The sequence below is a fragment of the Halorubrum sp. SP9 genome (assembly GCF_005435015.1).
Classification (GTDB): domain Archaea; phylum Halobacteriota; class Halobacteria; order Halobacteriales; family Haloferacaceae; genus Halorubrum; species Halorubrum sodomense.
Map to the genome: position 1 here is coordinate 105,204 of NZ_SGXU01000007.1, position 17,313 is coordinate 122,516.

19 protein-coding genes, 1 tRNA gene and 1 pseudogene are annotated in these 17,313 nt (G+C 65.9%); 12 read left to right on the forward strand and 9 right to left on the reverse strand.

The annotated features are described in order from the left end of the window. The first annotated feature begins 2 nt into the window (after positions 1–2). Positions 3–153, forward strand: a tRNA-Gln gene (locus tag EXE45_RS06235). Between the two features lie 150 nt (positions 154–303). Here EXE45_RS06235 and EXE45_RS06240 read toward each other — a convergent pair. Both EXE45_RS06240 and EXE45_RS06245 read right to left on the reverse strand, forming a co-directional pair. Continuing rightward, positions 304–726 (reverse strand): low molecular weight phosphatase family protein, encoded by a 423-nt coding sequence (locus EXE45_RS06240; RefSeq protein ID WP_137693828.1) that lies wholly within the window; start codon positions 724–726, stop codon positions 304–306. A 90-nt stretch (positions 727–816) separates the two neighbouring features. Further along, the gene (locus EXE45_RS06245) at positions 817–1,455 is read right to left on the reverse strand and encodes a hypothetical protein (protein ID WP_137693829.1); all 639 of its coding nucleotides are present in this window, start codon (positions 1,453–1,455) and stop codon (positions 817–819) included. Positions 1,456–1,555: 100 nt separating this feature from the next. Here EXE45_RS06245 and EXE45_RS06250 point away from each other — a divergent pair, with 100 nt between their 5' ends. After that, positions 1,556–2,059: a hypothetical protein gene (locus tag EXE45_RS06250; RefSeq protein ID WP_137693830.1), complete on the forward strand. Its 504-nt coding sequence runs from the start codon at positions 1,556–1,558 to the stop codon at positions 2,057–2,059. A 435-nt stretch (positions 2,060–2,494) separates the two neighbouring features. Here the strand turns inward: EXE45_RS06250 and EXE45_RS06255 are convergent, their stop codons facing one another. The 4 genes from EXE45_RS06255 to EXE45_RS06270 all read right to left on the reverse strand — a co-directional run bounded on the left by EXE45_RS06255 (position 2,495) and on the right by EXE45_RS06270 (position 5,598). Further along, positions 2,495–3,547 (reverse strand): hypothetical protein, encoded by a 1,053-nt coding sequence (locus EXE45_RS06255; protein ID WP_092920970.1) that lies wholly within the window; start codon positions 3,545–3,547, stop codon positions 2,495–2,497. After that, the gene (locus EXE45_RS06260; RefSeq protein ID WP_137693831.1) at positions 3,544–4,029 is read right to left on the reverse strand and encodes a FlaD/FlaE family flagellar protein; all 486 of its coding nucleotides are present in this window, start codon (positions 4,027–4,029) and stop codon (positions 3,544–3,546) included. Before EXE45_RS06260 ends, EXE45_RS06255 begins: the two co-directional genes overlap by 4 nt. Positions 4,030–4,125: 96 nt before the next feature. Next, on the reverse strand, positions 4,126–4,962 hold the full coding sequence (locus tag EXE45_RS06265) for a phosphatase PAP2 family protein (RefSeq protein ID WP_137693832.1): 837 nt from the start codon (positions 4,960–4,962) through the stop codon (positions 4,126–4,128). A gap of 123 nt (positions 4,963–5,085) precedes the next feature. Next, complete coding sequence (locus EXE45_RS06270) at positions 5,086–5,598, reverse strand: zinc ribbon domain-containing protein (protein WP_137693833.1); 513 nt, start codon at positions 5,596–5,598, stop codon at positions 5,086–5,088. A gap of 185 nt (positions 5,599–5,783) precedes the next feature. On the opposite strand from EXE45_RS06270, the gene EXE45_RS06275 reads away from it, so the two are divergent. The 8 genes from EXE45_RS06275 to EXE45_RS06315 all read left to right on the forward strand — a co-directional run bounded on the left by EXE45_RS06275 (position 5,784) and on the right by EXE45_RS06315 (position 12,506). Further along, positions 5,784–6,722: a pantoate kinase gene (locus EXE45_RS06275; protein WP_137693834.1), complete on the forward strand. Its 939-nt coding sequence runs from the start codon at positions 5,784–5,786 to the stop codon at positions 6,720–6,722. Between the two features lie 31 nt (positions 6,723–6,753). After that, positions 6,754–7,521 carry a DICT sensory domain-containing protein gene (locus tag EXE45_RS06280; protein WP_137693835.1) on the forward strand — a complete coding sequence of 256 codons (768 nt, stop codon included), beginning with the start codon at positions 6,754–6,756 and terminating at the stop codon, positions 7,519–7,521. Positions 7,522–7,614: 93 nt separating this feature from the next. Further along, positions 7,615–7,917, forward strand: coding sequence for an AbrB/MazE/SpoVT family DNA-binding domain-containing protein (locus EXE45_RS06285; RefSeq protein ID WP_137693836.1), 303 nt, complete (start codon positions 7,615–7,617; stop codon positions 7,915–7,917). Then, positions 7,914–8,390 carry a PIN domain-containing protein gene (locus tag EXE45_RS06290; protein WP_137693837.1) on the forward strand — a complete coding sequence of 159 codons (477 nt, stop codon included), beginning with the start codon at positions 7,914–7,916 and terminating at the stop codon, positions 8,388–8,390. The genes EXE45_RS06285 and EXE45_RS06290 overlap by 4 nt, the downstream gene beginning before the upstream one ends. A 193-nt stretch (positions 8,391–8,583) precedes the next feature. Next, positions 8,584–9,006 (forward strand): hypothetical protein, encoded by a 423-nt coding sequence (locus EXE45_RS06295; protein WP_137693838.1) that lies wholly within the window; start codon positions 8,584–8,586, stop codon positions 9,004–9,006. 239 nt (positions 9,007–9,245) lie between these two features. After that, on the forward strand, positions 9,246–10,637 hold the full coding sequence (locus tag EXE45_RS06300; protein WP_137693839.1) for a signal recognition particle protein Srp54: 1,392 nt from the start codon (positions 9,246–9,248) through the stop codon (positions 10,635–10,637). Positions 10,638–10,913: 276 nt separating this feature from the next. Further along, complete coding sequence (locus tag EXE45_RS21805) at positions 10,914–11,027, forward strand: archaellin/type IV pilin N-terminal domain-containing protein (RefSeq protein ID WP_137693840.1); 114 nt, start codon at positions 10,914–10,916, stop codon at positions 11,025–11,027. A gap of 282 nt (positions 11,028–11,309) precedes the next feature. Beyond that, positions 11,310–12,506, forward strand: a complete 1,197-nt coding sequence (locus EXE45_RS06315; RefSeq protein WP_092920978.1) for a DUF6498-containing protein — start codon at positions 11,310–11,312, stop codon at positions 12,504–12,506. A gap of 89 nt (positions 12,507–12,595) precedes the next feature. On the opposite strand, the pseudogene EXE45_RS06320 reads toward EXE45_RS06315, so the two are convergent. Continuing rightward, a pseudogene (locus tag EXE45_RS06320) lies at positions 12,596–13,424 on the reverse strand (IS5 family transposase). Between the two features lie 35 nt (positions 13,425–13,459). Here EXE45_RS06320 and EXE45_RS06325 point away from each other — a divergent pair. Further along, positions 13,460–13,945 (forward strand): hypothetical protein, encoded by a 486-nt coding sequence (locus tag EXE45_RS06325; RefSeq protein WP_092920979.1) that lies wholly within the window; start codon positions 13,460–13,462, stop codon positions 13,943–13,945. A gap of 197 nt (positions 13,946–14,142) precedes the next feature. Here the strand turns inward: EXE45_RS06325 and EXE45_RS06330 are convergent, their stop codons facing one another. Together EXE45_RS06330 and EXE45_RS06335 are read right to left on the reverse strand one after the other, a co-directional pair. Then, positions 14,143–14,889 (reverse strand): archaellin/type IV pilin N-terminal domain-containing protein, encoded by a 747-nt coding sequence (locus EXE45_RS06330; protein ID WP_092920980.1) that lies wholly within the window; start codon positions 14,887–14,889, stop codon positions 14,143–14,145. 331 nt (positions 14,890–15,220) lie between these two features. Further along, complete coding sequence (locus EXE45_RS06335; protein WP_092920981.1) at positions 15,221–15,811, reverse strand: DUF4397 domain-containing protein; 591 nt, start codon at positions 15,809–15,811, stop codon at positions 15,221–15,223. 988 nt (positions 15,812–16,799) lie between these two features. Between EXE45_RS06335 and EXE45_RS06340 the strand changes: the two genes are divergently transcribed. Further along, a partial coding sequence (locus EXE45_RS06340) for an MFS transporter (RefSeq protein ID WP_137693841.1) occupies positions 16,800–17,313 on the forward strand: 514 nt, incomplete at its 3' end.

Here is a 17,313-nt window from a genome sequence, read left to right on the forward strand (position 1 = left end):
GCAGTCCCGTGGTGTAGTGGCCAATCATAATGGCCTTTGGAGGGAATCCGTCCGCGTTCGTGACGCAAACGCGGCCGTTGGGCGTTCCGGCAAGGACGCTCGTCGGGTGCCCGAAGTCAGCCATTGACGGCGGTTCGAATCCGCCCGGGACTATTCTCCGAACGAAGTGAGGACGAATAGTCCCGACCACGGGTTCGAAGCAGGGAACGGAGCGAAGCGGAGTGACTGAGGTTCGAATCCGCCCGGGACTACTTCCGCCGCGAGCAACGACGCGAGCCGAAGGTATCCTCGGTCTGGAGCCGCCTACGCCTCGTCGAAGAACTCGTCGAAGAGGTCTCGGACGCGCCCCTCGATCTCGTCGCGGATATCCCGAACGCGCTCGATGTCCTGCCCGTGCGGGTCGTCTAAGGCCCAGTCTCGTCCCTCGACGCCGTCGGCGAGCGTCAGCGTCGAACAGCCCATCGTGGCGACCACGTCGCACGCGTCGAGTTCCGCGGTCGAGACCTCGCGGGGGACACGGTCAGAGAGGTCGACGTCCACCTCTCGCATCGCCTCTACGACCTCGGGGTGAACCTCGTCGGCCGGGTGCGTGCCGCCGGTCACGATCTCGACGCGGTCGTCGAGGCCGCGCTCGCGGCGCTCGCGCTCCGCGAACGCGGCCGACATCTGGCTGCGACCGGCGTTCTGGACGCAGACGAACCCGAACGTGACGACGTCGTCGCTCATACGGGACCGTTCCGACGGGTCCGGATAACGGTTGCTATGAGGAGTATAGAGCGGTACGTAGTCCGCGTGACGCGGTCCGATGGCCGCCGCTCACTCCAGCACGACCGAGAACCCCCACGTCGTCGACGACTCCGGTTCGGCGTCGGCGGTAACGGTCGAAATCGTCGTCTCGAAGCGGTACTCGCCGACCGGGAGGCAGGCGTCCTCACCGGGCGTCGCGTACAGGTCGACGAGCCGCTCGCTCGACTTGCCGGCGGCGATCCCGAACGTCCGGTACTCCTCCGTGACCGCGATCTGGTCGGTGAGCCGCCAGCAGTCGGGTTCGGCGGGGTACTCCTCGCCGCCGGGAAGGAGCACGAGCGCGTCGTCTTCGTCGTAGACGTACTCGAAGTGGACGGCCCGCCCGTCGCCGACGCGCACCCGCTCGTCGCCCGCGTTCGTCAGCGTCGTCCGGAGCTGCGGCGGGCGGTCCTCCGTCGCGGCCTCGTAGGAGACTTCCACGCTCGGCTGGACTCCAACGTCCACGTCGCCGTCGGTGGCGACGATCGAGACGCCCGGGCCGCCGGTCCCCTCCGGACGCGTGCCGCCGGCGTCGCCGCCGTTCCCGTCCGACCCCGGCGGCCCGTCGGAGTCGTTCCCGTCGCCGCCGGTCGACGCGCAGCCGGCGAGAGCGGCCAGCCCGCCCGCGCCCCCGACCGCCCGGATGTACCGCCGTCGCGTCCGCGTCATAATAGGCCCGAGAGCACCGGCGCACGTATAGCCTTACTGTCGGGGCGCTCCCCCGCGGATCGTGTGTGTCATTTTTTACCATGTGGGTCGTTGGGGTCGTATGGACATCAGCGATTACCGGGACGCGGTCGCGGCGAACCGACGCGCACACGGCTTCGAGGCGGTCGAGGCGGGGACGGACGCGTTCGAGCGGCTGTGGGCGGCCCGCGAGACGGACGACACGCTCGGCGACGTGGCGGTGTTGGCGACGCTCGTGGGGGCGGACGAGAGCGAGACGGACGGGGTCGACGCGGAGACGCTCGTCGGCGTCGCGGCGTCGTTCCGCGAGGTGCTCGCCGACCGGATCGACCCCCGACCGGGGCGCGCGGACGGCGGCGAGGCCCCGACGCCGATCGGCTACGTGACGTTCGCGGTCCCGGATCCGGACGCGTCGCTGCTCGACGCGATGTCCGGGTTCACGGTCGCGAAGCGGCGGACGAACGTCTTCCCGCTCGTGTACGACACCCGGGCGGAGCGGCTCCACCGCCACGAGGTGCCGCGGCTGAAGGGGCGGGGCATCTACCGCCGGCAGGCGGACGACGCCGAGCGGCTTTACGACGTATAAGCAGTGGTGTTCGGATCGGAGAGACCCGTCGCTGACGTGTCGGATGACTGCTCATGCATAACTGACTGAAGCTCGACGGAGAACACCTCCAAAGCCCCAGCCGGGAGGCGGGCGCACGCTCGCTGCGGTCCTCCGTCGCTCGCTCCGCTCGCTCCTTGCGGTCCTTGCTTCGCCTGCGCCCGCCTCCCGGCTGCCCCTTTGAGCCCCGCCCCGTACAGCGACCGCACCTCACGCCTCCCCAGCCTCGCGGTTCGTTCGGGACTCCCTACGGTCGCCCCTCACTCACCGCGTCCCTCGCGCGTGCTCCTCGCGGCCTCCGCTTCGCTCCGGCCGCTCGCAGGCACGCGCCACCGCAGTAGTCTCGATACGCATAGCGCGGACCGGTCGCTGTGGGGTTCGAAAATAATAGAGCCGAACTGGCCGCTCGCGCGCCGCTCAGACCAGCCGTTCCGCGATGCGCGCCGCGCCCTCCGCGGCCGCGGTGGCGGGCTCGTCGGGCGAGACGACCTCGACGTCGCGGTCGAGCGCCTCGGTGAGCCGCTTCTCGAACTCCTCGGTGAGTCCGGGGATACACGCCATGCCGCCGGTGGCGGCGACGGGGCGGCCCAGGGCGAGCTGGTAGGGTTTCATGTGGTCGTTGGCGAGTTCGGGGAGGAACTCGTTGGCGACGACGTCGACGACCTCGTCGATGTACCGGTCGACCGGCTCGCGCACGCCGCGGTCGACGGTGAACTCGTGGCTCCCGCCCCCGGGCTGCTGGATCACGTCGGTGAACGGCTCGAAGTCGTACACGTCGGCGTGTTCCTCCTTGTACTCCCGGGCGGTCGTCCGGTCGATGTGGACGCGGCCCTGGCTCTCCTCCTCGACGGCGGCGACGATCCGGCGGTCGACCTCGTTGCCCGTCACCGAGCCGGTCGAGAACGGCGAGAGCTGCTCGCCGCGCCGGTAGGCGCACGCCTCCATCGTCGTCGAGCCGAGGTTGATCGAGACGAACACCTCGTCGATCGCGTCGAGCTCGTCGCCGTACGCGGGGATCGCCCCGCACAGCGACTCGGGGTAGCTCCGCGTCTCGACCTGGCCGATGGAGGAGCCCTCGATCACCGACTTGAGGTTCTCGACGCCCGCCTCGTTGTCGATGGTCGGCACCGCGTAGACGACCGCGCTGTCCTCGGGCACGTCGTGGGCGTCCACGACCGCCTCGAAGAAGCGCTCCGCGTCCGCGACGCTGTCGTCGTCCTCGGGGAGTCCCGAGCGCAGCATGAAGCGCACGCGGTCGGGGTACTCGACCGCGGCCTCCTCGCCGAACAGCACCTTCTCCTCGCCGGTGATGGCGTCCTCGTAGGTCGCCAGACAGGTCAGCACCGAGTGGCGCTCGCGCCCGCCCCGCCCGTCGGGGACGTCGAGCACCGTTCGGGTGCTGCCTAATTTCACGCCGACCGCCGCCGATTCGTCCGTTTCGTTGATGTCCGTGGATTCGTCGTCGCTCATTGGTCACTCGCACACGAAGCGATCCGGACGATGGAGACGAGGCTGATCCGGTGGTCCGCGGGCGTGAACGGCCGGTCGCGCGTCGGGGCGTCGAACCCCTCGAGTCGGCGCGTCAGCGCCGCGACCGCGTCGTCGCCGACCCAGTCGAGCTCGCCGTAGTAGGACAGCGCGTCCCGGCTCCGCAGGTGGCCGCCGATGTCGACGAGGTAGCCGAGCCACTCACCGATCTCGCGTTCCGCCGCGGGCGACGCCGGGATCGCCGTCAGGTACGGCCGATCCGCGCTCTCGCCGCCGTTCAACCGCTTCCCACGCTGACGCTGGAGCAGCTCCGTGAACGCGGCCGAGCGCGCCGCCTGCTCGGCCCGGTTCCGGTTCGGCCGCCGGAGCGCCCGCTCCCGAGGCGCTCCGTCCGCACCGTCTCGCGGCGCGTCCGCGATCCGGCGCAGCTCCCGTACGTCGTATCGTCGTGGATTCAGACTCATGTTCCGTCCGTCGTTCGCGTCCGTGCCCGATCCGTCGCGACGGGGTTATATGATAGTTGGCTCGCAGTTATCAGAGATGAGAAACTACGCCCCCGATCAACCGACGATCCGGTTCGCGACCGCGACGCTTCCCGCCGCGAGGACGCCGCCGGCGACGACGTCGGTCACCCAGTGAATACCGAGGAAGACGGTCGCGACGACGATGCTGCCGGTCAACGCTCCCGCGACGTAGGTCCACCGCGGGAACTCCTCGTGGGTCGAGACCGCCGCGAGGAACACCGTTACCGACAGGGCGGTATGGAGCGAGGGGAAGACGTTCGTCGCGGCGTTCACCTGCGAGGTGAGCTGCGTCACGCCCCCGAACCAGTCGAGGAGCAGCGGTTCGACGGGTGCCGCGTTCGGGTTCGCTCCCGGCACGGTCAGGTAGTTTCGCGGGCCGTACGCGACGATCCCGGCGTAACAACCGATCGCGACCGCGTAGTTCACCGCGTACGCCGCGACGAGTCGTTTCAGCGGCCGCAGGCGCTCGGCGAACGCGTACGCCGCGATCGGGAACGCGAGCAGCACGACGTAGCCGACGACGTACACCGGCCCGAAGTAGTACACGGTCCACCGGGGGATCCCGTCCTGTATCGCGGCCACGAGGTCGCCCTCGACCGCGTATATCGCGGTCGTCGCTCGGATCCCGTACTCGAACGAGAACGCCTCGATGCGCCTGATAAACCCCTTGTTCACCGCGAGGACGAGCGCGAGCGCGCCGACGTACGGCGCGATCCCGACCGCGCGCTCGCGGACCAGGTCTCGGTCCGCGAGGACGCCCCGAACGCGTTCTCGCCCGACGCAGACGGGCAGGAGGATCGCGAACGCGACGAGCGCGGCGCCGGCGACGACGCCGAAGAGGCCGAGGAACCCGGTCGGTATCCAGCCGGGCATCACGAGTCACCCGTCATCGATCGACTCTCACGCGGGACGGGCGAGCAATCAGTCTCTCGGTACCGGCGGAGCCGTCCGCGTCACCGATCGCCCGGCTAACAGATCGTCCGCGTACCCCGCCGGTCACTCCGTCTCCGCCCACGGGAGCGGCTCGGTACACCAGTGACAGAAGTCGAGTTCGGCGTCGGCCTCCTTGCCGCAGTTGGGACAGGTCACGTCGAGGGACCCGCCGTCCTCGTCGGCGGGGGTCGCGTTCGGCGGACCCCGGACGGTTCCCGACCCGTCGTCGCCGTCCGCGCTCGCGGCGCGACGCCGCATCGCCTCGGCGGCCGCGTCGGCGCGCTCGCGCGCCGCGGCGTCGGCCCGGCCGACGAGGTACGCGTCGAGCGCCGACAGCGCGGACAACAGCGCGATCGGCACCGCCACGTCGGTCGGCACCGCGGCCGACACCGCCGCGGGGTCGGTGAGGGGGTTGACCGGCTCCACGTCGTACAGCGCGAACAGCGCGACCCCGCCGCCGACGATCGTCAGGTGCCACAGCAGCGCCCGCCCCCACCGGCGCAACGAGAGGTGGCCGAGCCCCGGGAGGACCAGCGCGAGCAGGGCGGCGAGGACGGGACGCAACTGGTTTCGCATACGGCCCGAGTTCGTCCGGCCGGTACTTAGGCCTGCGGTGTCGCGCCGATCGGCCGCAGCCGGTATCCCGTCCGCGGGCGATCCGCTCGCCCGCGGCCCCCTCCGCCACCGGCGCCGAACGCCCGCCCACGTCCGCGTCGTCCCGGATAACAACCGTTAATCGCGGTCCGCTCGTCGGCCGCTACATGAGCAGTCAGCGGGCGACCGCGTTCGTCCCGGGTCACGTCACCGCCTTCTTCAGCGCGCACCCCGCCGACGATCCCGCGGTCGCCGGGTCGCGCGGCGCGGGCGTCACGCTCACCGACGGCGTGACGGTCCGAGTGTCGGCGGGCGACGCGGAGAGGGCGACGGGCGACGCGGAGGGGGTGACGGGCAACGCGGAGGGGGTGACGGGCGACGCGGAGAGGGCGACGGGCGACGGCGAAGGGGACACGACTATCGACGGCGAGTTCGGATCGATCGGCGCCGTCGACGACGTCCTCGCCGAACTGGACGCCACCGCCGCCGACGTCGCGGTCGAGACGGACCTCCCGATCGGCGCCGGCTTCGGTGTCTCCGGCGCCGCGGCCCTGGGGACCGCCCTCGCCGCGAACGACGCGTTCGACCGCGGGCGCTCCGAGAACGACCTGGTCGGGATCGCCCACGCCGCGGAGGTCGGTCGCGGGACCGGCCTCGGCGACGTGGTCGCGCAGGCGCGCGGCGGCGTTCCGATCCGGCTGGAACCGGGCGCCCCGGGGGTCGGGGAACTCGACGGGATCCCGGGGACCGCGCGCGTCGAGTACGTCACGTTCGGGGAGCTTTCGACCGAAACCGTCCTCGGCGGCGACACCGCCGCGCTCTCCGCGGCCGGCGAGGACGCGCTCGACCGGCTCCGCGCGGACCCCCGGCTCCAGACGCTGACGGACGCGGCCCGCGGGTTCGCCCGCGACGCGGACCTCCTCGTCCCCGAGATCGCGGAGGCGATCGCGGCGGTCGAATCGGCGGGCGGCGAGGCCGCGATGGCGATGCTCGGTCGCACGGTCTTCGCGCTCGGGACCGGGCTCTCCGACGCGGGGTACGACCCGGAGGGCTGTCGGATCGACGCCGCGGGCGCGCGGCTCGTCGACGAGGGGGACCGGAGGTAAGGCCTTTCACTCGCTCGGCCCGACGAGAGGTATGGCCGAATCGCTCCGCTCGTTCTTCGACGAGCTCGAGGCGCCGGACCGACACCTGGCCCTGTTGAACCGGTCGTCGCCGGACCCGGTCCGGAACCTGCTCGACTCGCTGCTCGACGGCCAGCCCGTCTCGGTCAGCGAGGCCGAGGCGGACTCCGCGGCGGACGACGACGTGGTCGCGCTCGTCGAGGACGGGTCGGTCGTCGCGCGCTCGACCCTCGACGAACTGCTCGAATCGGTGCTGCTCATCAACTCCGACCTGTACAAGACCGGCACCATCGAACTCGACGAGGTCGCGCTCCCGGCCGTGTTCGAGGGGCTCGACGAGGTCCCGTTTCGGGTCCGCGGCTACCCCGCCTCGAACAAGGAGAAGCTCCTCCTCATCATCATCTCGCGCGTGATCGAGCGGATCGCGGCCGAACACGGGGACGGCACGCTCCGGGCCTCGTTCCAGCGGCTCTCGCGGATCGACGACGAGCGCGGGACCCGGTCGGTGTACGAACGGGTCGCCGGAACCGGCGTCGACGTCCACGTGTACGGCGTCGGTGACGTGGACTCGCTGTCGGAGTTCCCGGTGACGGTCCACACCGGCACCTCCTCCCCGTACCGCCGGTCGTGGTTCGTCGTGTTCACGCCGCCGGACGGGGGCGACGGCGACCACGTCGCGCTGCTCGCGCTCGAAGACGAGCCGAACGTCTGGGACGGCTTCTGGACGTTCCGCCCGGAGCTCGTGACGCGGATCGAGCGGTACATCGCCGAGGAGGTCTGAGGCGGAGGACGGTCTCGGACTCGTCTGTCCGCTCTCGACCGGTGGCCTACAAGTAATACTTATTTAGTATTAACACGAGAGTACGAACGACGCATGCCCAGAGTCACCACGAAGGGGCAGGTCACTATCCCGAAAGAGATCCGCGACGCCCTCGGGATCGAACCCGGGGACGAGGTCGACTTCGAGCGCGTTGGCTCCGAGTATCGACTCCAGAAGCGGACACCGACGACCGAGGATGGCGACGACCCGTTCGAGACGCATCGGGGAAGCGCCGACAGCGACGAGACGATGCCGGAGCGGATGCGTCGTCTTCGCGGCGAGTACCCGAGAGAGACCGACGAACTGTCCGAAATCGACGAGCGTTCCGACGACGACAAGACGGGTGCCGACTCGTGACGACGGCGGTCGACACGAACGCGTTCCTCGCGCTGCTGTACGACGACGAACACGCCGACGCCAGCGAGGCGGCGCTCCGACGCGCGTATCGAGACGGAGCGGTCGTCGTCGCGCCGGTCGTCTACGCCGAACTCGCAGCCGACGGATGCTTCAAGTCGGCTGCCGACCTCGATCGCTTTCTCGCGGATTTCAGCGTCGACGTGGTCGATCTCTCGCGCGAAGCCCGCTTTGCCGCGGGCGAGCGCTTCCGAGAATACGTGGACTGTCGACCAGATGGGATCCAGTGTCCCGCGTGCGGCGAGAAGCGCTCAGTCGACTGCGAGGCTTGCGGCGAGTCGCTCTCGCCGCGCCAGCACGTGGCGTCCGACTTCCTCATCGGCGCGCACGCCGCCGTCGACTGCGACGGGCTGGTCAGCTTCGACGAGGGGTTCTACTCAACGTACTTCCCGTCGCTGACTGTCTATCCCGCGTGACCAGCTATCGGGTTTTGTCCCGAGAGAGACCTCGTAAGTCCGGGTGTACGCGGGGATCGATCGGCAGTTCTCGGTCCTGGGCCGCAGACGGATCGGAAGCGATCCGGTCTCGAATCCGTTGCCACTCCTCGTGGCGGCACAGGACGTTCACCGGTATACCGTCGAGTTCTAATACCGACGCGATCGCCGCCCGGTGGAACCCCTCGCACAGTTGGACCCCTCCCTCTCGTCCGATTGCGGTGACCGGTTCGAGTCGGTGGACGTACGCCCCTTCGAAGTCGTTCTCGGCCGACGCCGGCTCGTGTTCTGCCTCAGCGTTTGGCCGGTATCCTTCCTCCTCGATCGACCGGATCAGGTCGTTGAGATACGCGAGACGTACCTGTCGATACTCGTCGATGCTTTCGTATCCGCGGACGCGCCCGCCGGCCTCGAACTGCTCTTTCGCCCGACGGTACAGGGGCGTCTCCTCCCACGCATCGCCCTCCTCGTACCGCCGCTGAATCGACCGAAACACTGCCGTCTCGCGGAATGGGTCCAGTCCATCGATGTCCCAGTCACTGCCCTCGACGCGGCCGATACCTCGATCGAGGCGAACCCGCTGGTTGTGGTGTCGTAATTCCGTCGGATCGACTCGTATCGTCGCCCACGGATCCGCCGGAGCCCGGTACCCCCGGTCGTTCGCGAACGCGTGCCACCGGGTGTAGTAGCGGAGTCGGTCGAGGTCCATCGGTGCGGGCGGTCACTGGTCTGTCGGCGCGCCACTAAACTGATCGCTTCGTCGCTCCGACAGTCACGACGTATCCCGCCACCGCCGACGAACAAAGCTTTACCGCGTCGCCCGCCTAGCTCCGGCAAATGGTACTCGACGACCTCGGCACGTCCCTGCGGAGCAGCCTCGACAAGCTCCAGGGGAAGTCCCGACTCTCCGAGAGCGACGTCGAGGAGATCGTCAAGGAGATCCAGCGCTCCCTCCTCTCGGCCGACGTCGACGTCTCCCTCGTCATGGAGCTGTCGGACTCGATCAAGTCCCGCGCGCTCGAGGAGGAGCCGCCGGGCGGCACCACCGCGAAGGACCACGTCCTCAAGATCGTCTACGAGGAGATGGTCGAGCTGGTCGGCGACTCCACCGAGCTCCCGCTGGAGAACCAGACGATCCTGCTGGCCGGCCTCCAGGGGTCGGGGAAGACCACCTCCGCGGCGAAGATGGCCTGGTGGTTCTCGAAGAAGGGGCTCCGCCCCGCCGTCATCCAGACCGACACGTTCCGTCCGGGCGCGTACGACCAGGCGAAGCAGATGTGCGAGCGCGCCGAGGTCGAGTTCTACGGCGACCCCGACAGCGACGACCCGGTCCGGATCGCCCGCGACGGCCTCGAAGCGACCGAGGACGCCGACGTCCACATCGTCGACACGGCCGGCCGGCACGCGCTCGAAGACGACCTCATCGACGAGATCGAGGAGATCGAGGGCGTCGTCGACCCCGACCGCTCGCTGCTCGTCTTGGACGCCGCGATCGGGCAGGGCGCGAAGGAGCAGGCCCGCCAGTTCGAGGAGTCGATCGGCATCGAGGGCGTGATGATCACCAAGCTCGACGGGACCGCCAAGGGCGGGGGCGCGCTGACGGCGGTCAACGAGACGGACTCCTCCATCGCGTTCCTCGGCACCGGCGAGACCGTTCAGGACATCGAGCGGTTCGAGCCCTCGGGGTTCATCTCGCGGCTGCTCGGGATGGGCGACCTGAAGCAGCTCTCCGAGCGCGTCGAGCGCGCGATACAGGAGACCCAGGAGGAGGACGAAGACTGGGACCCGGAGGACATGCTTCAGGGGGAGTTCACCCTGAAGGACATGAAGCGGCAGATGGACGCGATGAACAAGATGGGCCCGCTCGACCAGGTGATGGACATGATCCCCGGGCTCGGCGGCGGGATGATGGACGAGCTCCCGGACGACGCGATGGACGTCACCCAAGACCGGATGCGCCGCTTCGAGCGCATCATGGACTCGATGACGGAAGAGGAGCTTGAGAACCCCCGCGTCGTCGGCCAGTCGCGCACGGAGCGCATCGCCCGCGGCTCCGGCACCGACGAGGAGACGGTCCGGCAGCTCTTGGAGCAGCACTCGATGATGGAGGAGACGATCGGCCAGTTCCAGGGGATGGGCGAGGGCGACATGCAGCGCATGATGAAGAAGATGGGCGGCGAGGGCGGCGGCCTCGGCGACATGATGGGCGGCGGGAAAGGGCCGTTTTAAATAAGATACTGTCCGCGAATCGGTTATCGACCGTTGCTCTCGCGGGTGACGGCGGATTTTTTCAGGCACCCAGCCCTTCGGTTATAAATGGCTGGCTCTGTTGAAATTCTCAACAGGTGACACATTCTGACCCGCTTGCGGTCAATACAGGGTTCTTACAGACCAGATTCGGACTATACCACTCTTAATGCTGTCAAGAACGTCTTGCGAGATACAGAGGATCAGTACAGCAGTGAGTTCCAAGGCTATTTTACTCAGTAGAGAATGGTTAAAATAATGGGTCGATGGGATCGTGCTGTCACTCCTGTTGTCTCGACTATTCTCGTGGTCGCAATTGTGGTAGTTTTAGCTACAACGATTTCCGTGTTTTTGGCTCTGGTGAATCACTAAGCGGCGTCGGCTTCAACCGTGAGAACTTGGAAAATGAAGCGAAAATCGGCGATGCCGTGCGAGCGCGAACGTGGTCTCATAATGTTCGTGAACTCGTCGTGAAATGTGTCATTCACAACATCAAACGTGTTGTGATACCGTGAAATCAACCGCTATATGGCGATTTATCAGAGCAGTCACTGTTGATTCCACATCCCGAGCGCGAGCGAACATCCGGCGAAGGAGACAATCATTTTACTCACGTAGAGAGGTTATTTCACCGTGAATTGGTGGTGGTATCGGATGGCGCTAGTTGCCGCGGTGTTGGTCGCGGGTGTCCTCCGCTTCGAGTGGGACCCACAGCTCTTGCTGTTCGTCTACTGGGTCGAAGCGGGTATCGCGGCCGGTCGGGGCGTCCTCCAATCCCTGTTTGCTGAGCTCCCGCCCTCGGAGGCGTACAGACCGTGCGGCACGAGGATGCCGTTCCCGCTCGCGGCGCTCGCGGACGTCCGCGGCGGCGTCCGCTTGGCGAGTTGGCTCCCCCCGGTGTACCCGCGGAACGTCCCGTACGTTGTCCTAGCGGTGATTCCGATCGCGGCCTTCTGGCCGCTCGCCGGACTCCTCTTGACCGGTGCGGTCGCGCCGGTCGTCACGACGTTCGCGCCACCACAGACTCTCTGGCTGGCGGTCCTCGCCGTCGTGGTCGGCCAAGCGGTCCGATTTGTTGACTGGCTCCGGACGGAGACGTACGAGTCGACGGCCGCCACCGGCGGCAGTACTCGGCGGTACCTGGTACTCGTGGTCGTCCTCGCGGTCGTCGCCCCGCTCGCGCTAGAGGGCGCGGCGGCCACGGGCGTCGGCCGCCTCGGCCTGGGGTTAGCAGTCGTCGCCGTGCGGGTTGCCTACGACCTCGTCGAACTCCGCCACCCGGGGTGGGTCGAGTCGGCCGTGTTCAGCGACGAGACCGTCGGGGGCGAACGGTCGGTCGAGGCGCCCGACGGCGAGCCGGTCGCGTCGTTCGAGAGCGACCGCCGCGGCACGCTCGTCGCCTCGGTGATCGGCGGTGTCCTCGTCTCCGTGCTGGGAGTGATGCTGTTCCCCGTTCTGGTGGGTGGGTTGGTCGGACTGCTCGTCGGCGGTGGAGTGCTCACCACGCCGTCCGGCCCCGTCGTCGGCGCCGCGGTCGGCGTCGCGGTCGTCGTCGGCGTCCGGGTCCTCGTCGAACTCGTCGTCGGGTGGGTGGTCAGCGCACACGTGGTCTATCATGTCTACCCGGACGCAGTCGTGGCCCACAACGAGTTGACGGGCGCGACGCAGTGGTCGGTTCGCCGCGCCGAGATCACCGAAGTTACCCCGTCTTCCGACCTCTTCGCCGGGGTACTACCCGAGTGGTACGACACGGTCAAGATCACCACCGCGGGCGGCGAGAGCCACACGCTGGGGTACTTCGGCGACGTCGAGTCGGCCGCGAGACTGCTCGACGGCGAGGGTGCAGGCTGAACTCGGCGTGCGTCAGGTCTGAGGCGCGTTTCCGGGCCGATTCTCAGATCAGGAGTGAATCGAGAAAAATCGCTAGAAGGCGTTTGATTTCACGGTTTCACGGCTCGCTTGATGTTGTAGACCGCACACATCAGAACAATTTCACGAAATTCGCGGTACCACGCTCGGGCACGCACCGCGTGGCCGAGCGTCCGCTTGATCGTTGAGAAGACGGTTTCAAACAGCGCCCTCTGGCCGTATAGAGACTCGTCGATTCGCGCGTTATGCGCGCAATCGACGGGTCGGAACTCACGGTGTTTGATCAGCGGTCTCACGCCTTCTTCGCGCAATTTCTCGCGTAATCGCTGCCAATCGTACCCTTTGTCGGCCGCGAGGCTGGCAATCTCGCCCGCGTTGCGGCAGGCGAGTTGCCAGCCGATCTGCGTGTCGTGACGTTTCTCGGTCGTACAGTGAACGTCAAGTACAGCTTGTGTTTTTGTATCGACAAGCGCGATCGTTTTCAGCGTTTGAACGCGGTAGTTCGTCCGGCGGCAGTAGTGCTTGCTGGCGGTTTCGCGGTCGAAGAACGTCGCGTCCATCGCGGTGTGATCAGCGGTGTCGTGCAACTGCGCCGAGAGGCGCAGCAGCACTCGCCAGATCTTCATCTTTAATGTGTCAAACGCCTTGACTAGCGTCGAGTGATGCGGGAGATCGGACGTTTCGAAACCGATCTCGGCCACTATTTGTGGCATCTCGCTCAAGAGATCAAGCGCCTCGCGGTAGGATTTCTCTAGGTAAATCCGGAGACAGTGGAGAGAAACGACGGCGTAGTCGGCGAAGCCCCCACACCCCCTTCGGGGGCGGCGGCTTCGCCTCGGCCACCAACAGCATTTTTAGCTACGTGACCGCCTTGCTCGTGAAGCGGGAGATATTCGACATAGGCATCGCCGATTTTCCGCTTCACTTCCTTTGATGTGACGACCTATCCCGCCGTCTTACAGCGATTCACCAGAGCCGTGTTTTTGTTTGGTGCTACAGAGAATCTAAACGAGCCTGCGCCAATCGTTGGCCAGACGAGTGGAGAGTTTGAGCCAGGGGCGGATGCCCAGCGTGTACGTATTACGCACATATCTGGAGAGGGCGTTCCCGCTGAAGAATTGGAAATTGTCGTTCGGGCATCTGGCCCCGATGTGGATACTGAAGCACGACTGGTTAACCTCCCCGAGTTTGATGAGGAGAAAGATCCTGAGAACATAATATTGTATTTCAATAAAGAAATTGAGAGTAACGATCCAAACACGTGGGGCGTTGGTGACACAATCCAATTTGAAATAAACGTGGGAGGAGCCGATTTTCGTGAACCGCCAGTAGGTAGTAATCCTGATGCTGACGAACTTACGGTTCTAATTGTTCATACTCCTTCGAGCGCTGTTATTGTTAAAAAAACGTTCACACCGTAGGTGGAATATATGGGCTCTGTGTTCAGCACGACTCAAAAAATATCAAAAATTATGTATTTCGACAGAGCCTCGGAAATCAATAAATATCCCACCTACGGCCCGGGAGGTTCCGCCGTTCGCTCTGGGGAGAACGTCACGTCAGGGCTAAGATAGACTCTGTAGCGATATGTATGTAGTTTCGCGACGGTCGACGGGTTTCAGCGACACTCCGGCTTGTCCCGTTCCGTAGGGTCGCCGGTCGCCGCGGCCGCGACTGCGGTCGTTCTGGCGATGGGCTGTTTGTCGTTGACGCCGATAAAAAGGATCTCAACCGAGTCTCCCGGCTCCATCGGGCGGTCGCCGCTGAAATCGATCGGATACCTGTTTTCGACGCGAAAGAAGGGTTCGTCGCCGCCGCGAGCGATGTCATTCTGGTTCGACTCGACATATTGCTCACCAATGTCTGACACGTCGGTACCGGTTCCCCCCTGTTGGTACCGGTTGTGAGCCATCCGGATTGTCAGTGTCTCACCGACGCCGAAATCGCCGGTACAGAACTCCCCGACATCGCCGTCGTGGAACGTCTGACCGGTGTCCGCGTCGAAGCGGTTGGGGTTCAGGAACCGAACCTGACCGCCCTCGCCGTCGCTACCCTCCCAGCTGACCAGTATCGAACCGATCTCGTCGCCTTGGAAGGTCGGCCCTGCGACGTAGGGCACTCGAACGACGTCAATGTCTCCGCGGGGGGGATTGCTGTTACCATTGTTCCACCCGCCCCACGATCGGTGTTCGGGCCCGAGCGTCACCTCCGCGTCGCCGAACCCGCGCAGCTCTTGGGGCTCTGGGAGCTCGCTCTCGAAGTCAAGAACGACGACGCCGATGGTAGCAGCGAGTATCACCACGATGGCGACCATGAGAATCGTGGCAACGACGGTCGTAACGCCGCGGTCACGGCTACCGTCCATCGCTCACTCCGGCGCAGGCGACCTGACTGCCACTCATACCAATACAACGGCCTGTTCCGGAAGTATACATTTCGATCCACATATCAGTTCTAATAGCCATTATTGCTGTTCAGTTACACGCCATGTGAGATTGAGACACATGCGCGCTGTATTCAGCAGGACACCGAGAACAGATCACTTGTTGAGAATTTCAACGGAGCCGTACCGAGGCATTTCAAACTCGGTGAGCGCTGCTCGTTCATATTGGTGTGTAACGCATGGAGACATCGTGCGAAGCCGACTAAGCGGCCAGCTCTAGCGACCAGTAGCATGAAAAATCGAGGTCGGGAGGCTACTGGGTGTCGTCCGCGAACACTGCGCCGAGCGAGTCGTCACCTGCCTGCCCAACCGCGATTGCTGAGACTGCGGCGCCGCCGTCAAGTTCGGTGTCAGGCAGCGAGAGCGCGATGTCGTCGCTTCCGTGCGGGAGGACCTCAAGATCGTAGGAGCCAGCGTCAACAGGAACGTACTCGCTGGCGCTTCGGAATTCGATATTTTCACACAGGGTCGGACCACCGTTAGCGACTCGCACGTCGACGGCGGGAGCGTCCGGTGAGGCATGAACAAACCGGACGTGAGTTTGGTCGGCTTCGACATCACCGGGGGCGTCGGAAAGTACTGTACACTCGGCTTCAGCGAGCATACCAGTCGCAAGCGCCGAGTACGCGCGGTCTGCCTCAAGTTCGACTGTCAGATCGAGGACTGCCTCGTCGTCGCCATGCGGCGTGACAGCGATCTCGTGGCTTTCAGCTGGCAGCTCGGCGTACTCGCTGATGGTTTCGAATGGCACGTCTTCGAAGGCGATTTCGCCGTCGACGTGGACATCGACGTTCGGTGCGTCCGGACAACAGTGACCAACGCGGACGGATGCGGTTTCTGCCATACCAATTCTTGTTGCTCGTGCCAGAAGTTTCAATCTATATATGTGAACAAAATATATTATATATGGGTATGAGCCGTACGGGGAACACCGGAGCACGCAGTTTGTGCTCCCCGAGGCGGCGTTGTATACCGACTTCAGCTACAGAGGCGAAAACGACCGCAACTCCAACTCGGCCAGCGAGCGATGGACCGGGTCCGAGCAGGACTTCGGTCAGGGGGCCAGTCGTTTTCGTGTGCGTGAGAGCAGAACCGACCCAAGTTATCGAAGACGAAGGGCGCGTCGTGGGCCTGTCTTCTCATCAGACTCATCGGTTTCCTCGCTGTCTCGGCATTGGACTGGAGCTGCCGCGTGGTCGTCCAGCGAGGGTTCATCGGTGTGCTGTTCCGCTCTGGTCGAGATAGTCGTCTGTGTGCTCGACTCGCGCGCTGTATCTCGCACGACGATCCGAATGTCTCCCTGAATTGGTAGAACTCCCGATATTCAACCCGCACTCTTCAGCGACCAGCTGTTTCAGGCGAGAACGTGTCTGTAGAATAGGATTTCAACAGAGCCAAATAGCTGATTGCGGACCGACGGAGAACGTCTCCAAAGCCAGCTGTTTATTTATAAATAGTTGACTGCGGATCGACGGGGAACACCTCCAAAGCCCCAGCCGCGAGGGCGGCACACGCTCGCTGCGCTCCTCGCTCGTTCGCTCCGCTCACTCGCTGTGGTGCTTACGTCGCCTGCGCCGCCCTCGCGGCTGCCCCTTTGAGTCCCTCCCCGCCCGCGACCGCACGGCACCTCACACCTCCCCAGCCTCGTCGCTGGCACCCTCCGCTTCGCTTCGGGAGCCAGCGACTCCCTCGCGCGTGCTGACTCGCGGCCGCCGAGGGCGGCCGCTCGCAGGCACGCGCCACCGCGGGAATCGAGATGACAGATCGATCCTTACCGGCAGCCGCCGAGCGCTTCAGGCCCTTTATACGGGTGACCGGGCTACGGCTTGGCGATGGACCGGGACCGGATCGGCGAGTACGACGCCTTGGTCCTCGTCTCGCTCGTCTGGTTCCTGGGGAAGTTCGTTCGCTACCTCTTCCCGCCGCTGTTCGAGTCGATCCAGGAGGCCTACGGCGTGAGCAACGCCACCGTCGGGACCGCGTTCACCGGCTTCATGCTCGTGTACGCCCTCCTCCAGTTCCCGAGCGGCGCGGTCGCGGACCGGCTCGGCCCGGTGCGGGTGATCGTCGCGGGCGCGCTCGTCGCCGGCGCGGGGTCGCTCGCGATCGTCTTCAACGCCCCGTTCGCCGCGCTCGTCGCCGCGATGGTCGTCATCGGCGCGGGGACGGGGGTCCACAAGACGGTCTCGGTGCGGCTGATCGCCCGCGTCTACCCCGCGCGGACCGGGCGGATGCTCGGCGCGCACGACACGCTGGGCGCGATGGGCGGGGTCGCCGCGCCCGCCGTCGTCGTCGCCTGCGAGGCGGTTCGCGAGGTTCGAGCCGATGAACCCGGCCCCGCCCGTG

Bases quoted from the DNA above. Each gene is read 5' to 3' on its own strand.
- EXE45_RS06240 (WP_137693828.1), bottom strand. From the start codon at position 726: ATGAGCGACGACGTCGTCACGTTCGGGTTCGTCTGCGTCCAGAACGCC.
- EXE45_RS06245 (WP_137693829.1), bottom strand. From the start codon at position 1,455: ATGACGCGGACGCGACGGCGGTACATCCGGGCGGTCGGGGGCGCGGGC.
- EXE45_RS06250 (WP_137693830.1), top strand. From the start codon at position 1,556: ATGGACATCAGCGATTACCGGGACGCGGTCGCGGCGAACCGACGCGCA.
- EXE45_RS06255 (WP_092920970.1), bottom strand. From the start codon at position 3,547: ATGAGCGACGACGAATCCACGGACATCAACGAAACGGACGAATCGGCG.
- EXE45_RS06260 (WP_137693831.1), bottom strand. From the start codon at position 4,029: ATGAGTCTGAATCCACGACGATACGACGTACGGGAGCTGCGCCGGATC.
- EXE45_RS06265 (WP_137693832.1), bottom strand. From the start codon at position 4,962: ATGCCCGGCTGGATACCGACCGGGTTCCTCGGCCTCTTCGGCGTCGTC.
- EXE45_RS06270 (WP_137693833.1), bottom strand. From the start codon at position 5,598: ATGCGAAACCAGTTGCGTCCCGTCCTCGCCGCCCTGCTCGCGCTGGTC.
- EXE45_RS06275 (WP_137693834.1), top strand. From the start codon at position 5,784: ATGAGCAGTCAGCGGGCGACCGCGTTCGTCCCGGGTCACGTCACCGCC.
- EXE45_RS06280 (WP_137693835.1), top strand. From the start codon at position 6,754: ATGGCCGAATCGCTCCGCTCGTTCTTCGACGAGCTCGAGGCGCCGGAC.
- EXE45_RS06285 (WP_137693836.1), top strand. From the start codon at position 7,615: ATGCCCAGAGTCACCACGAAGGGGCAGGTCACTATCCCGAAAGAGATC.
- EXE45_RS06300 (WP_137693839.1), top strand. From the start codon at position 9,246: ATGGTACTCGACGACCTCGGCACGTCCCTGCGGAGCAGCCTCGACAAG.
- EXE45_RS21805 (WP_137693840.1), top strand. From the start codon at position 10,914: ATGGGTCGATGGGATCGTGCTGTCACTCCTGTTGTCTCGACTATTCTC.
- EXE45_RS06315 (WP_092920978.1), top strand. From the start codon at position 11,310: ATGGCGCTAGTTGCCGCGGTGTTGGTCGCGGGTGTCCTCCGCTTCGAG.
- EXE45_RS06330 (WP_092920980.1), bottom strand. From the start codon at position 14,889: ATGGACGGTAGCCGTGACCGCGGCGTTACGACCGTCGTTGCCACGATT.
- EXE45_RS06335 (WP_092920981.1), bottom strand. From the start codon at position 15,811: ATGGCAGAAACCGCATCCGTCCGCGTTGGTCACTGTTGTCCGGACGCA.